The 15,333-nt window shown below is 46.1% G+C and carries 15 protein-coding genes; 12 read left to right on the top strand and 3 right to left on the bottom strand.

From position 1 onward, the window contains the following. Positions 1–204 precede the first annotated feature (204 nt). The 11 genes from G9U52_RS21940 (at position 205) to G9U52_RS21890 (ending at position 11,576) form a co-directional block, all read left to right on the top strand. A complete protein-coding gene (locus G9U52_RS21940) occupies positions 205–2,559 on the top strand; it encodes an AraC family transcriptional regulator (protein WP_166152788.1) in 2,355 nt (784 codons plus the stop codon). A gap of 26 nt (positions 2,560–2,585) precedes the next feature. Next, the gene (locus G9U52_RS21935; RefSeq protein ID WP_166152787.1) at positions 2,586–3,482 is read left to right on the top strand and encodes an ABC transporter permease; all 897 of its coding nucleotides are present in this window, start codon (positions 2,586–2,588) and stop codon (positions 3,480–3,482) included. A 2-nt stretch (positions 3,483–3,484) separates the two neighbouring features. Beyond that, positions 3,485–4,357, top strand: coding sequence for a carbohydrate ABC transporter permease (locus G9U52_RS21930; RefSeq protein WP_166152786.1), 873 nt, complete (start codon positions 3,485–3,487; stop codon positions 4,355–4,357). Between the two features lie 31 nt (positions 4,358–4,388). Further along, positions 4,389–5,903, top strand: coding sequence for an extracellular solute-binding protein (locus G9U52_RS21925; protein ID WP_243767485.1), 1,515 nt, complete (start codon positions 4,389–4,391; stop codon positions 5,901–5,903). Between the two features lie 32 nt (positions 5,904–5,935). Next, positions 5,936–7,285, top strand: coding sequence for a sulfatase-like hydrolase/transferase (locus G9U52_RS21920; RefSeq protein WP_166152785.1), 1,350 nt, complete (start codon positions 5,936–5,938; stop codon positions 7,283–7,285). Positions 7,286–7,557: 272 nt separating this feature from the next. Next, positions 7,558–7,698, top strand: a complete 141-nt coding sequence (locus G9U52_RS21915; protein WP_166152590.1) for a hypothetical protein — start codon at positions 7,558–7,560, stop codon at positions 7,696–7,698. Between the two features lie 134 nt (positions 7,699–7,832). Beyond that, positions 7,833–8,006, top strand: a complete 174-nt coding sequence (locus G9U52_RS21910) for a hypothetical protein (protein ID WP_166152784.1) — start codon at positions 7,833–7,835, stop codon at positions 8,004–8,006. 253 nt (positions 8,007–8,259) lie between these two features. Then, entirely contained in the window at positions 8,260–8,754 is a 495-nt protein-coding gene (locus tag G9U52_RS21905) for a DinB family protein (RefSeq protein WP_166152783.1), read from the top strand. Positions 8,755–8,884: 130 nt separating this feature from the next. Further along, a complete protein-coding gene (locus G9U52_RS21900; protein WP_166152782.1) occupies positions 8,885–9,946 on the top strand; it encodes an ABC transporter substrate-binding protein in 1,062 nt (353 codons plus the stop codon). 4 nt (positions 9,947–9,950) lie between these two features. Beyond that, on the top strand, positions 9,951–10,727 hold the full coding sequence (locus tag G9U52_RS21895) for an ABC transporter ATP-binding protein (RefSeq protein WP_166152781.1): 777 nt from the start codon (positions 9,951–9,953) through the stop codon (positions 10,725–10,727). A 3-nt stretch (positions 10,728–10,730) separates the two neighbouring features. After that, positions 10,731–11,576, top strand: coding sequence for an ABC transporter permease (locus tag G9U52_RS21890; protein WP_166152780.1), 846 nt, complete (start codon positions 10,731–10,733; stop codon positions 11,574–11,576). Positions 11,577–11,776: 200 nt separating this feature from the next. Here G9U52_RS21890 and G9U52_RS21885 read toward each other — a convergent pair whose 3' ends face one another. The 3 genes from G9U52_RS21885 to G9U52_RS21875 are packed head-to-tail and all read right to left on the bottom strand — an operon-like array spanning position 11,777 to position 13,948. Further along, a complete protein-coding gene (locus tag G9U52_RS21885) occupies positions 11,777–12,499 on the bottom strand; it encodes an amino acid ABC transporter ATP-binding protein (RefSeq protein WP_166152779.1) in 723 nt (240 codons plus the stop codon). Continuing rightward, positions 12,492–13,151 carry an amino acid ABC transporter permease gene (locus G9U52_RS21880; protein ID WP_166152778.1) on the bottom strand — a complete coding sequence of 220 codons (660 nt, stop codon included), beginning with the start codon at positions 13,149–13,151 and terminating at the stop codon, positions 12,492–12,494. The genes G9U52_RS21885 and G9U52_RS21880 overlap by 8 nt, the downstream gene beginning before the upstream one ends. A gap of 14 nt (positions 13,152–13,165) precedes the next feature. Next, positions 13,166–13,948, bottom strand: coding sequence for a transporter substrate-binding domain-containing protein (locus G9U52_RS21875; protein WP_166152777.1), 783 nt, complete (start codon positions 13,946–13,948; stop codon positions 13,166–13,168). Between the two features lie 263 nt (positions 13,949–14,211). Between G9U52_RS21875 and G9U52_RS21870 the strand changes: the two genes are divergently transcribed. Further along, entirely contained in the window at positions 14,212–14,973 is a 762-nt protein-coding gene (locus tag G9U52_RS21870; protein WP_166152776.1) for a hypothetical protein, read from the top strand. Positions 14,974–15,333 lie beyond the last annotated feature (360 nt).

Here is a 15,333-nt window from a genome sequence, read left to right as displayed (position 1 = left end):
CAAACTCGCCCACCCTATTCAAGTCGAAGGACTTGGGAAGTAGCGGCGTCCAGATCGGCCAAAACATAAAAAAGATAAGTTGGAGAAATGTATTATAACCAAGTAAACTGCTGGGAAAAAAGTGTTATTGCTATGAAAGTTAATATAAGGTATGGTTTATTTATTCAGCTGAACCGGTGAAATGGAAGGAAGGCCTATCCGTTAATGAAATGGTTAGTTTATTTGAATAAAATATTATTGTCATGGCCTAAAGGGCGATTCTATCGGAAAAGCCTCATTTGGGTTCTTGTTATTACTTGTATTCCGACTATAACTATAGGATTTGGTGCAGATTTGATTGGAACTTACCAAATAGAAAAGACGATTGTAGCTTCCCGCCAGAATGAGGTGGCACTATCTGCCAAGCGTATCGATGATTATTTGTCTCATTTAGAAAAGACTGTTACTCAATACGCATCCAATCCGGAATATGGAATAAGACTCCGGGCGCTGGAGGCTACCTACGATTATGAATATATACGTGATATATTCAATTCCCTGTTAGCTCTCAAGGGTTCCAATCCGCTCATTGATCAGGTTAACTTGTACCTTGTTGGGTCTGAAACGATCTATTCAGGGGAGAGTGGGGTTAACGCTATCCGCACGGAGGGGGAGAAGGATCGGTTTCGCGTTCTGCTCGAGCAGCCGCGAACTGCTTATTGGCTGCCGTCCTTTGTTACTACGGGAGCGAAAGACGGGGAAGAGATGCCAGTACTTATATATAAACTGCCTGTAGGCTCGGGTCACCCCTTTGCCGCACTAATTGTCTATATAAACAAATCACGTATGGCCCAAATGATAGGGGAGTCTACAGCTGACGGCCAGAAGGGATCTTTCCTCATACAAAGTCAAGGGGATTGGATTGTAACGGCTGAAGGTAGGTCGAAGCCTACGAAATTGGAAGAGGCGTGGCGGCAGGCGATTCCGGTTAACGGGCAGGCAACAGAAACCTTCGTCCATTCATGGGAGCATGAGACGTATTCGGTATCCTATAGTCGAATGAACAGATTAGGGAGCGCATGGATTTATGTAACGGGTACCTCGCTGTCACGTTTATCGGCGCCTGTTACTTTGGCCTCACGCATTATCTATGGCTTCAGCTTGCTAGTGCTAGTCACAGGGATTGGAATCTCGATGATCGCGTCAAATCGTCTGTACAGGCCGATCCGTCTGCTGACGCATACGTTCCGAAACCATGGGCATACCGATTCCGGAACGGAATTGGTTGATGAAATTGAGTTTATTACCAATAGGTGGAATATTCTCACGGAGCAAAGCAGCTTGCTTGATGAACAGCTTCAGGAGCAACTTCCCCATCTGAGGGAAGGCTATCTTCTCCAACTTATGCATAAAAGGCTCCACACATCAGATGAGGAAGTACTTCTGAAGCGAATGGAAAGGCTAGGCTGGACAGTTCGTAATACGTCATTCACAGTTCTGGTCATACAATGGTTGGGCTTCAACAAAACTAATGACCTGCACTCCCAGGGTAGTCATGAAATTATGGCCTCTGCTGTTGTACATGCGGTAACACAGCTCGTGAAGAAGCGTCATGAGCATTCTGAAATGATGAATTTACAGAGCGGAACCGTAGGAATACTGCTTATGTACCCTGATTTCAAGTCGGAAAAGTGGATCAAGGAACAGATGTACCAGCTTGCAGATGAAGTCAGCTCCTTAGTCAGCTCTAGCTTTCAATTGGAGGTTACAGCTTCATTAGGAAGAGTTACCTTCAATGTTGCTCAGCTTCCACAGGTTTTGGAGGAAGCCATGGGTGTTCTGAAGTTCAGGGATTTGACCGATACGAATCAAATACTGGATGCCAATCATTATACCCGTCAGGAAAGCGTGCCAATCCGATATCCATTCGCACTGGAAACGGAGCTGATTGATGCTGTTCGTACTGCAAGAGAGAAAGAAGCGATTGAACTGCTGGAAAGCTTCTGCCAAGAGCTCGCACGGCATGCTGGTAAGCAGTTTTTGTTCCAGCAGGGGATGCTGCAATTGTTCGGCAATCTACAGTTCGGCTTCCTAAAAGCGGGTTTCCCCCCGCCTTTTCAAGAATCTGCTGCGGAGCTGTATGAACAGCTGGCGCAAATGAAGGAGCCTCATGAGGTGATAGAATGGTTCAGTGACTGCGTCATTCGGCCTTATATCCAGGAGATCAGAGAGGCGTCCCAGTTGCAAAGCAATAAACTGAAGGATACCGTAGATCAAATCATCGTGCTGATTCAAGAAAAGTATAATACCGAAATATCGCTGGAGATGTGCGCAGAACTGTACGGTATTCATGCGCTGACACTAAGCAAGTGGTTTAAAAAAGCGACGGGGACTACCTTTATCGATTATTTGACGGCTATACGTCTCGACAAGTCGAAGTGGCTGCTTGCAAACACGAATTCCAAGATTAACGATATTGCCCAATTAGTCGGCTATCAGCCTACGTATTTCAACCGCCTCTTCAAACGGCATGAGGGCTTGACGCCAAGCCAGTACCGGGATAAATACAAGAACGTGTAATCGAAACAAGGGAGTGTAGGTTCATCATGATTCGTATGCTGCGCAAAGATAAATATTTGTACCTGCTGGCGCTGCCTGGCATCCTGTATTTTCTGCTGTTTAAGTATGTACCGATGTGGGGTGTTGTCATTTCGTTTCAAAATTATTCCCCTTATCAAGGAATAATGAACAGTGCTTGGGTGGGCTTTGAGCATTTTGGCCGTTTTTTCTCCAATCCGGACTTTTGGAAGCTGTTCCGCAATACACTGGCGATTAATGTATTAAGCCTTGTCTTTTTCTTCCCGCTTCCGATCCTTCTATCGCTGCTCATGAATGAGCTGAAAGGTGAAAGGTATAAAAGAGTCGTTCAATCTATCGTTTATTTACCCCATTTCTTGTCATGGGTCATTATTGTGGGGATAACTTTCCTGCTCCTGTCGCAGTCTGAGGGGATAATAAACAAACTTCTAGTAGCTATGGGATACGCTAAGGTGGATTTTCTTACGGATCCGAATAAGTTCTGGATGCTGCTCACGGTACAAAATATTTGGAAGGATGCAGGCTGGGGGACGATTATGTTTCTGGCCGCCATAGCAGGGATTAGCCCGCAGCAGTACGAAGCGGCGCGAATCGACGGCGCTGGCAGGCTGCGGCAGATGTGGCACATTACACTGCCAGGGATTCGGAATGTCATCATCATTTTGCTCATATTGCGTATCGGCCACATCATGGATATAGGCTTTGAGCATATCTATCTGATGATGAATGGGGCTGTCTCCGAGGTGGCGGACGTGTTCGATACTTATGTGTTCCGTGTGGGTATTAAGCAGGGCCAATTCAGCTATAGTACGGCTGTCGGGCTGTTCAAGTCAGTTGTAGGTCTGGTCCTTGTCGTAACGGCGAATAAGCTCGCCAAACGATTCGGTGATGAAGGAGTTTACTGAGTATGAAATCTTGGAATGATCGAAAGTTTACCATTATAAATGCGGGTGTGCTGGGACTGATATCTTTGGTTACCTTATTTCCGCTGTATTACGTATTCGTCGTTTCCTTCACCCATCCAGATGAATATTTAGCGAAAGGGTTTGTGCTGTTGCCTCAGCATTGGAGCCTTATATCTTACCGATATATTCTGGCGACAGATACCTTCGTCAAAGCAATCGGCATAAGCGGCTTTCTGGCAATAGTAGGTACGCTGCTTTCCCTGGTAGTCACCTCAAGCTTCTCCTATACGCTGTCACGCAGGCGGTTTATGGGGCGTAAATGGCTGCTGCTGCTAGTATTGCTGACGACTTTGTTTCAACCTGGCATTATCCCAAATTATTTGCTTGTCCGGGAGCTGGGGATGATAAACAGTGTATGGTCGCTCATTGTACCCGTTTTGTCCAGCGGCTGGTATGTTCTTCTAATGAAGGGCTTCTACGACAGCATTCCATCGGAGCTGGAGGAGGCGGCAGCTATCGACGGATGCAATGATATGGGAGTATGGCTTCGAGTTATTTTACCGCTATCCCTGCCTGCAATGGCGGCGTTCGGGCTGTTTTTTGCCGTAGCTTATTGGAACACTTTTTTCAACGCTATTCTGTACATTAATGATCATCAGCGGTGGCCCATGCAGGTCATCCTTCAAAATATGCTGATTGAATCCACCACATCGACGGGTGCAGGCGCCGCTGAGGTAAGCGCTGAGATGCAAATTCCGTCGGAAACGATCAAAATGGCTGCTGTGGTAGTAGCTACAGTGCCAATCATACTGGTTTACCCTTTTTTACAAAAGCATTTTGCCAAGGGTGCCATGGTAGGCTCTGTCAAAGAATGAAAAACACATTGTAGAACAAGAGAGGAAGATCATGATGAAATTGAATACCCTAACCAAAGCCGTATTACCTGTCCTTCTAACAACTGGAGTTTTGGCGGGCTGCGCACAGCCGGCGAAAGAGGCAGTATCCAGCAAGGATGCAGGACCTACGAATATAAATATTATGATGGAGCTGACGCTAACGGAGCCCCCTGCCGATGACAATTCGGTCAAGCAGGAGATAGAGAAGAAAACGAACACAAAGCTCAATATTTCATGGGTATCCTCGAACAATTTTGTAGAAAAGCAGAGTGTGACCTTGGCCTCAGGAGATATTCCAGAGATGATGATGGTTAATGATGCATACGATCCGCAGGTCTTGTCGTTAGCCAGACAGGGAGCCTTCTGGGATATAACGCCGTTTGTGAAGGATTATCCGAATTTGAAGGCTCTTCAGGCCGATACCTGGACCAATACGAGCATTGATGGCAAAAGCTACGGGGTGCCTCGGTTGAGAGCATTAATCGGGGGCGGCAATTTCCCTTTGATTCGCAAGGACTGGCTGGATCAGATTGGGCTCAAACAGCCTGTGACGATGGACGATATGTATCAAGTTTTTAAAGCATTCACAGAGCAGGATCCGGACGGGAATGGGAAAAAGGATACGATCGGGTTTACCGGTTACGTGGCGGCTGATGGTCCGGGTCAATACGCATGGGTTGAAAATGTTTTTAACAACACACAAGGCAAATGGAAGCTGAAGGACGGACAATTGACAGATGTGACGTTTGATCAAGGAACACGGGATGCTTTGGTGTGGTTAAATAAGGCCTTTACCGAGGGAATTATAGCTCCAGACTTCCCTACACTCAAAAATTCTCAGGTGCGTGAAATGATTACAACCAATAAAGCGGGTTCGTTCTCCGATGCTATGAATCCGTCCTGGCTATTAACGGGTCAATTACGGAAAACTACTCCGCAAGCTAATCTGCTGCCGCTTACTTATTTGGAGGGGCCTCAGGACAAATATGTTCCTAAAGATTCAGGAGCCTATGGAATGTATGTCATTCCTAAATCGGTACCTGAGGCGAAGGTGAAAAGTATTCTGGAGTTCATGAACTACGGTGCGTCAGAAGAAGGCTCTGTACTGGCGAACTATGGCTTGAAGGAAATCCATTACACGGAAAAAGACGGCTTGAAGACGACCAATGAGCAGGCCATCAAGGATAAGGTTGCTGCTTATGGAGGGCTTTTTGCCAATCTTGATAAATACCAAAGAGGCTACCAAAGCGGAATTCCAGCAGATTTCATGGATCGCAACCGCAAAATTATTGACGAGCGCACCCCACACGCGGTTCCTAATCCTGCCATTGGCTTCATCTCCGAAACAGGGATTAAAGTCGGTAAGGAATTTGATAAGAAAATTCAGGATATGAAGACGAAGGTCATCATGGGACGAGAGTCTATCCAAGCATGGGACGATTTTATTGCAGCCTTGAAAACTAACGCCGATTACCAAAAAATCATTCAGGAAACGAATGAAGCCTACAAAAAGAAAGCGAAGTAAAAAAAATGCGGAAAGGGAGGGTGGAGATAACGATGTCAAATGAGCGAAAGCAACCCAACATTTTATTTCTGATGAGTGATGAGCACCGGGCTGATGTGACCGGTTATGAGGGGAACTCTGTGATTCGCACTCCGGTGCTTGATGAATTGGCTCGCACCGGAGTCGTGTTTAGAAATGCCTATACGCCATCACCGATCTGCGTTCCAGGCAGACAGGCTATCATGTCGGGACAATTCCCAAGACACTGCGGCTGCGAACGGTTTGGAGAGGATCTGACTCCGGGTTATATGACCTACTCCCGGCGGCTGGCCGAATTCGGATACGAGACAGCGGTTAGCGGGAAACTGCATCATACAGGCACGGACCAGATGCAAGGATGGACGACCCGGATCAGCGGGGACATGCAGATAGCCCCTCGTTATCTAGGAGAAGGAGCGGGCGCAAGCCGAAGGTCACTCGCTGAAGTGAAGTGGAATGACGCTAAAGAGATTACGCGAGCGGGAGTCGGGCGTGGTCCTTGCGTTGCACATGATGAGTATGCGGTTGAAGGGGCGCTCAATTTCATCGAGAACTATTTCAGCAGCCCCTACTATGACCGTGAGCAGACACATCCGCTGCTGCTTAAGGTCAGTCTGCTTCAGCCCCATTATCCTTATTTAACATCTGAAGAAAAATTTACATATTATTTGAATCGGGTAGAGCCATTCATGGGACAAGAAGCCTCCGAGCATCCGTTTCTCGGTCAGAGGCAGATTCGACCTGACGTAGATGTGACAGAAAGGGAGCTTCGCCGGGCGACTGCAGTATACTATGGCATGATTGAGACCATTGATGAGCAGTACGGCAGAGTGATCCATGCGCTGGAGCATGCAGGACAGAATTTGGACGATTGGATCATCATTTACACGACTGATCATGGAGAGATGCTGGGTGAGCATGGCATCTGGGAAAAGCAAAAGTTTTATGAGGGCAGCGTACGCGTCCCGCTCATCATTCGTTACCCTAAAGGTTTTGCCGGAGGCAGGATCGTCCAAGAGAATGTGAATTTGTGCGATTTGTTCGCCACATTGTGCGATCTGACAGGTATCGAAACACCTAGGGGATTAGACAGTCGCAGTCTTGTTCCTTTAATAAAGAGCGATGCTGAGTCTGGTTGGGACAATGAGACTGTATCGCAATTTGGCGGGACGAATTTGATGATCAAGAAGGATCATCTGAAGTATCAGTATTATGGAGAGCGCATGCCGGAAGTTCTGTTCGATCTGGAGCGAGATCCTGAGGAGCGGCACAACATGATTGATGATCCGAAATATACGGGGGATTTGGTCTATTTTCAACGAAGACGGGTCGATCTTGGCTTCGGTGGAGCGGGGTGGAACTAATCAAAAAACGAGAACAACTAGGGAGTCGTCAGGACGAGACATCGAATCTTACGTTCAGTTATCTTCGGACAAGGTTCGACCTAATGACCTATTAAGCTTAGAATTAGAGCATGGCTAGGAAAATGGGAACCCCTTTCCCAGCGTTGGTTTAAGCCAATTTTGGGGACAGGGGTTCGGCTCGCTTGTTAGAAAAATGGACCTGAGTCGGACGTTGTCTGATAGGTTTTATTTATGATATAAAAAGATGGACAGATTCTGCTGGAGGTGTCGAGATGCGCTGGGAAGAAGTGAGGGAACAATTTTCTGATGAATGGGTTGTCTGCGAAGCATTGGCATCACGTTCCGAGGAAAATGTGGATGCCACAAAACGCTCAGTCTGGACCTTTGTCCATGCAAAACCACAACTTAATTAATGCGCTAGACAGAGGTTGAACATGGATGGCATCTTGGCACAACTAACACTAGAAGCTTGACCGGGAAGCAGTTTCCGGTCCATTTATTTTTTGTGTTATACTAATAACAAACGTTGTTACCAGGCGGCATGGCCATGAGATTGCTTTATGGTTTTCCAATTGTTGATATTGACTTTATTTTTGACGGACGAAAACTTCACATTAATTATGTACTCTTGGATACGGGATCAGCTGGAACTACTTTTGATGCGGCTGTGGTTTCTGAAATTGGGGTAAAACTGAGGGGACAGATAAGACAGCAATCATAGCGAATTGTGGTTTGCTACACAGCGGTTCGTCCATTGAAAGACCCCCTCTCAGGAGCGGGTCTTTTGCATTTCTCTGGTGTTTGCTTTTCCGTGCGCTGACCGAACGAACGTAAGGTATAAATAAAGTGTGAAACGAATAGAAGGTACATCGTATGTCTGAATCCGGATAGACCTTGTACCATTTCAACAGCAGCCTGGCAGCTGATTCACAACGGGACTAAGATGTATTTTATACGGACTGGGAGGAATACTGGTGTTCATTACATTAACCTTGCAATTACTTGATAAAGAATTGGAAAAAATTCAATCGGCGTTACTTCGAATTTCCGACGAAGCTTTGTGGAAAAAGTTCCGTGAGGGAACGAACAGCATAGGAAATTTATGTCTGCATCTATCTGGCAACGAATATCACAATATTGCCAATAGTATCGGCGGGTACTCTTACGAGCGTGAGCGCTCGGCAGAATTTTTGGCGGAAGGCGGGTATACATGCAGGGAGCTTTCAGAGCATCTCGCCTCTGTTCGGGAAAAGTCACGCGTTGTGCTCGCCACACTTTCCGAGAGTGACCTCCAGAGGGAGGTCAACATTGTTTATCCTCCAGAAGCGGGAATCGCTTCCTACACCCGACAAATTCAGGAGTTGCTCTACCACATGACGGTTCACTATGCCTATCATACGGGTCAAATTATACATATCACTCGACAAATTCAGGGGGAAAATACGCATTTATTAAAATGGAGACATTAATTGAAGTATCTTTGTTCACGTATAATAAACGTTGTTCATTTTATTTTGCAAAAAAGAAGGTAATCCGACTATGTTTGTCGAATTATAAATGGGTTTATTTCAACCAAGAACTATACTGGAGGGTAACAAAATGAAAAAGGCATCACTTTTCGCATTAACTGCGATACTATGCGTGACCACCGTTCTTGCTGGCTGTGGAAAAAAGGAAGCGGAACCAATATCCGGCAACGCAGCAGAGCCTGTTAAGGCTGAAGCGGTTTCGGTAGATATCGGCATGCTTAAGCTGGCTAGTTCGGCGCCATTATTTATCGGGATTGAGAAAGGCTTTTTTAAAGAACTGAACATTGATGCAAAAGCCAAATGGTTCGACGCTGCACAGCCGATTGCTGTGGCTACTGCAGGGGGCAGTGTCGATGTAGGTGCAACCGGGATAACAGCGAGTTTATATAACATGGTGGCTGGTGGTCAAAAACTGCTTATCGTTGCGGATAAAGGCAGAGAACAGAAGGGCTATTCTTCAACAGCCTTGATGGTTCCCAAAGACTCCCCTGTCAAGTCGATCGAGGAATTAAAAGGCAAAAAGATCGGAATAACCCAAACGGGCTCCACTTATCATTACATGGTGGGTAGGCTACTGGAAAAGCACGGATTAGCTCTTAAGGATATCGAGCTGGTGCCGCTGAACAGTATCAATGGCCTGATGGAATCGTTGAAGAGCAAGCAGGTCGATGCGGTTATGCTTAACGAGCCGAACATCACAGCTGTTGTGAAGGAAGGCTACGGAAAAGTTGTGGCGCAGGTAGGCGACGAGATGGAGTACCAAACCTCGGGTTTGTTCTTCTCACCGAAGCTGGCGGGTAATAAGGATGCAGCTGTACGCTTTTTGCAGGCCTATGCCAAGGCAACGCGTTATTACTACGATGCTGTGTTGACGCAAAAGGATGGTAAAGTCGTGCCTGGCGTGAATTATGACGAGGTTGTTAAAATTGTCGCCAAATACACCGACCAGCCAGAGGAAAATGTAAAGCAGGGCCTTCCTTACATGGATCGCGACGGCAAGCTATTGGCCACAGATATTAAGACGCAGGTGGACTGGTATGCCAAAGAGAAGCTGATCGAAAAAGTGGTTGACACCAATGGAATCGTGAATACCGAGCTCCTGGATGAAGCATTAAAGAAGCTGGGGAAATGACGTCATGAGAATCGTAGTGAATAACGTGGAGAAACGGTTCATGGATGCAAAAAAACGAGATATCACCGCTCTCCAAAACATCAACTTTACCATTGAGGAACAGGAGTTCGTAGTGCTGGTAGGCCCCAGCGGCTGCGGAAAGTCCACTCTGTTAAATATTGTCGGCGGTCTACTTACGCCCTCTGGCGGTGAGGTTTACTTTGAAGGCGTAGCCTCCGGTAAGCCTCCTCGGCTCGGTATCGTCTTCCAGGAAATTGCGCTTTTCCCTTGGCGTACCGTGTATGAAAATGTTATTTTCGGCTTGGAGGAGCAAGGAGCAAGTAAGCAGGTGCAGCGCGAAAAAGGTAAGCACTTCATCGATATGGTGGGACTCACCGGGTTTGAGTCAGCTTACCCAAAACAGCTGTCTGGCGGAATGCGCCAACGGGTAGGGATTGCACGAGCGCTGGCGGTGGAACCGGATCTGCTGCTGATGGATGAACCGTTCTCGGCACTGGATGCGCAAACGCGGACGCTAATGCAGGAGGAACTGCTCTCCATCTGGAATCGCACCCGTCTAAGCACCCTGTACGTCACTCATAATATTCAGGAAGCCGTTTATTTAGCTGACCGAGTCATTGTCCTCTCACGCCATCCCGGACAAATCAAGGAAGTGATTCATATCGATCTGCCTAAGACGGGTAGAGATCAGGAGCAACACCGGGCTGCTTCTGAGCGGTACACTAATGAAATTTGGCAGCTGATCCGGCATGACGCACAAGAAGCGTTGAAGGAGGGTTAGGCCATGAATCAATCTTCGAGAGAAGTTATAAGCAAAACGCCTTCCCGAGTTTCGGAGCAAGGAGAACAGCGGCATATCATACGCAACCGTGTGTTGTTTCTGGAGCAGAAAATACCCGGCTACGCATCTGTGCTTGGAATTGTCGGTATTTTGTTGCTATGGGAAGCGATCTGCCGATTGGAGCTTGTACCACCATTGTTCCTACCGGCACCGACGTCTATCATTTCAGCAGGTTGGGATATGCTGATCAGTGGCGAGCTGCAAAAAAATGTAGTTGCGAGTCTTTACAGAATTGCCATCGGCTATGCAATAGGTGCGGTATTAGGTATTGTTGTCGGGCTGCTGCTAGGCTTTTCGCGCTGGACGGACGCAATTCTCACGCCCATTGTGTATTCCATTTATCCAATTCCGAAGATTGCGCTATTGCCGTTAATTATTTTATGGCTCGGAATCGGGGAAACGCCAAAATTTACGATGATTGCCCTTGGTGTATTTTTTCCCGTGGTCATTAACACATACTCAGGTGTGAAGAATGTTGATCCGATCTGGATCAAAGCGGCAGTTACGTTCGGCTCCAGTCATATGAACGTCATCCGTAAGGTCATTCTTCCGGGGTCACTACCGATGATTTTTGCTGGGCTTAAGCTTGCCGCAGGCACCTCCCTACTGCTGCTTGTTTCCTCAGAGATGATTGCCGCCCAGCAGGGGCTGGGTTCGATGATTCTGCACTACGGCAATCTGATGATCACGACCAAGCTTATGGTCGGGGTTTTACTGCTCTCTCTGTTCGGGTTGCTCTTTAACCGAGGGCTCCAGTGGTTGGAGCGAAGGCTGCTGCCGTGGAAATAAGCGGGAGGTTCGCCGCGGCGGATAGGACCATCCCGGTTTATGAAAGGCGCACTCGAGGGTATCGGGATCATTTCGGGTATGAAGAATAAACGAAAGTATCTTGATATGGATATTGAAATGCAAGAAGAAAAACCTAGCGGGGGATCGCTAGGTTTTTTGAGCACTGTAGCATGGGACAAGTCTTTTTTCGTGTTTATTCCTTAAAGCACCTTTTCCAGAAACCTCCGGGCACGTTCATTCTGGGGCCCGCTGAAAAATTGTTGCGGGTTCGCCTTCTCAACGAGACGGCCGTTTTCCAGAAAGTAGATAGTATTGGCTGCTTCCTGGGCAAACCTCATTTCATGAGTCACAATGATCATGGTCATTCCCGTTTGAGCCAGGCTTCGTATGACATCCAGCACTTCCTTAACCATTTCAGGGTCGAGCGCTGAGGTAGGCTCATCGAACAGCATAATATCGGGCTCCATCGCAAGACTTCGCACGATAGCCACCCGCTGTTTTTGTCCACCTGAAAGTTTCGAAGGGTAGGCTTCCGCTTTATCCACAAGCCCGACACGCTCCAAAAGCTCCACAGCTTTACGCCTTGCCTGCTCCCTGGACCAACCCTTTACTTTCATGGGTGCAAAGCATATATTGTCCATAACACTCATATGAGGGAACAAATAAAAATGCTGGAATACCATTCCAATCCCCTGTCGTACCTGAGCAATATTGGTTTTCGGCTCCGTGATATTTTTCCCGTTAATCGTGATCGTGCCTGCTGTTGGAGACTCTAACAAGTTCAAGCATCGAAGAAATGTCGATTTACCTGAGCCGGAAGGACCGATAACCGCTACAACCTCACCTTGGGTAATAGTCGTAGTAATATCATGAAGAACCTGCTGCTTCCCGAAGGACTTGGACAGATGGTTAACTTTAATCACTGCGGCGCAGCCTCCTTTCAAGAACTCGGGCGACCGTCGATAGAATAAGCACCAAAACATAATAAATAACAGCGACAAAAACCAACGGTTCGAAATATTTGAACGTATCCGCCCCCACCACATTTGCGCGGCGCATCAGATCCTCCACACCAATGACCGAAACCAGTGAAGATTCCTTAAGCAGCGATATGCATTCATTCACGAGCGCCGGCAAAATATTTTTGACCGCCTGCGGCAAAATAATGCTGATCATCATGGTCTTATAAGGAATCCCTAAGGACATCGCGGCTTCATGCTGCCCTCGGTCAACGGATTGGATGCCAGCGCGGATCGTTTCCGATAAGTAAGCGGCTGAGTTAAGGCCAAAAGCTAACCCCGCGGCCATCAGCGGCGAAATATCATATTGAAATAATTGGGGTATCGCATAATAAATCAACAATAGTTGAAGCAGCAGCGGTGTTCCTCGAAAGATCGAAGTGTATACGGTAGCAAACCACCTGAGCGGACCTATATTGGAAATCTTGAACAGGGAGAGAATAGTTCCCCATATAAAACCAAAAAGCGCAGATACCAACGTAAACAATAGCGTAATGGCTGTGCCCTTCATTACATAGGGAATATATCCGTTCAGAACACTAAAATCTAAATTCATCGTTTAACCATCCCTTACTCAAACCATTTCTTGATCAGTTCTTCTTTCTTGCCGTCATCTTCCAGTTCTTTAAGTGCTTTATTGAAGTCATTGACCAATGTGGATCCTTTTGGAAAAGCTACGGCATAACCCTCTTCTTTATCTGTGGCAATCACCTGAAATTTCAGATCGGAATTGCTCTTCGCATAACCCTGAACCACCGCATCTTCAATAATGGCGGCGTCAATGCGGTTGGACTTTAATTCCTGGATCAGCTCGGGAATACGGTTTAATTTTTTGATCTGGGCTTCTTTTAAATCCACAACGACCTGCTCTTGCGTAGACCCCAGCTGTACGCCAATTCGTTTGTTGCTGATTTCATCCAACGTCTTGTATTCTTTATCGCTCTTGGATACAATCGTATTTTTCGCTACAAAATAAACATCGGAGAAATCTACACTTGGTTTCCGTTCCTCGGTTATAGACATGCCTGACATGACAAAATCAACCCGTTTCGACTGCAGGGCGGCGATCAAGCCATTGAAGTCCATGCTTTGAATCTGTAACTCATATCCCATTTTGGCGGAAACTGCTTTTGCTATATCGATATCAAAGCCAACGATTTCGCCGTTATTCTTGGCATCTACACTTTCGTATGGCGGATAATCGGGGGAAGTGCCCATAATCAGTACCTTTTTGTTTCCCCCGGAGGCAACTGCCGGATCTGTACTAGTCGGATTCTTACTGGTGCCGCACCCTGCTAGCGCAATGAGTCCTGTTAGCATAATTACTATAAGGGGCAAAATGTGTTTCTTCATCTTGTTCACTCCTGTTGTCATTTAGTTTGTTTAGTTCCAAAACATATACTCTTAAATATATCGAATGTTAGCAACAACATCTAATGGGAATATATTCCTAGCCATATTGTGGCTTGCCATGCCACGATTACGTTTTTCTGAACCGTGTTCGCATCATAACGTAATTATTTATATACACCATAAATATAATGATAAGAAGTCTTGCGACAATTACCAAGATTAATTTATCTTCGCAGGTGAAATGCTGATTGGGGGATCCAAGTATGCTTGCTCAAAAACTTGCTGAAATTCATTCAAGCTATGGTGTATATCCAGAGGAGCTATTACAAAATGCAAAACGAAATATAATTTCTGATATCAATAAGATAAGTGATTTAGCTTACCTTGCCCATTTTTTTAATCATTATCAATCTGCCTATCTAAGTAGATGTGAAAGCCCGTCTCCTGAAATAGCGGATTTAAAAGGAGCTGCAAGAAGCATTGATCTTCCCTTTATTGGCCCGGATGTCGTTACTTCTGGAAAGGCAAAGTATATGTTTGTTTTTGAGGGCTCACTACAAAAAGCTAATATTCTTAGTATGACCGTATTATCTTGTTTTTGGTTAATAAAGGATGATAAGTATTATGATGCTCAAATGAAGCGATACTGGGGACGCCTCGATACATATCACCGAATTAAACGTGAACTTGGCATTACGCTGGAAATAGCCAAACAATCTTACGTGGTTGATAGTTTTCGAATGGGTAATAAGAATGGAAATAGAGATACAACAAGAAATCGAAAGTTACTCGAAGAAGAGGTTAAACTACTTAAACCTGACCTCATAATACTTGTGGGATCAACAGCCAGAGACATTGTAGGAACAAGAATGATCAAAACGGATAACAAGTATGTTGCTGTACCTTTTCCAGCAAATGCAGTGCCTACGAAAACTCGAGAGAGCGCACCAGCACTATATAGGCAATTGAAGGACACAATAGAACTTCATGAGTCCTTTCCGAATATAAAGAATGGTCTGACTTGAATTTATTTTCGTCATGCTGGCTGCCTCCTCATACATCCGAACCAGCACGCGGCGATGAATTGTAGATTTACTACACTGCAAATCCACAACAACGAAAAGGAGCTTTGCCATTGAAGTACGGTGGCGGGCTCCTTTTTGCATTTAATCAGCTAATAAGCTGTGTATACTTTAATATAGATTTGGGATATCCGGGAAACGCAGTGAAATTTACCGATTATGGACGTATTCATGGGAAGTAGCCCGTAATCCCTTTCCCATCAAGGGCTTAAGCCGTTGATGGGAAAGTGGTTTTACACGGCTGTTGCATTTTGGGCGAGTTTGGATCTGTAAAGCGGCTTGGTTTATATCCTGTTTTTTATA

The organism is Paenibacillus agricola (assembly GCF_011440305.1).
GTDB lineage: Bacteria > Bacillota > Bacilli > Paenibacillales > NBRC-103111 > Paenibacillus_S > Paenibacillus_S agricola.
Note: the sequence above shows the minus strand (reverse complement) of the source record. Positions and strands in the feature narration are given on the sequence as shown.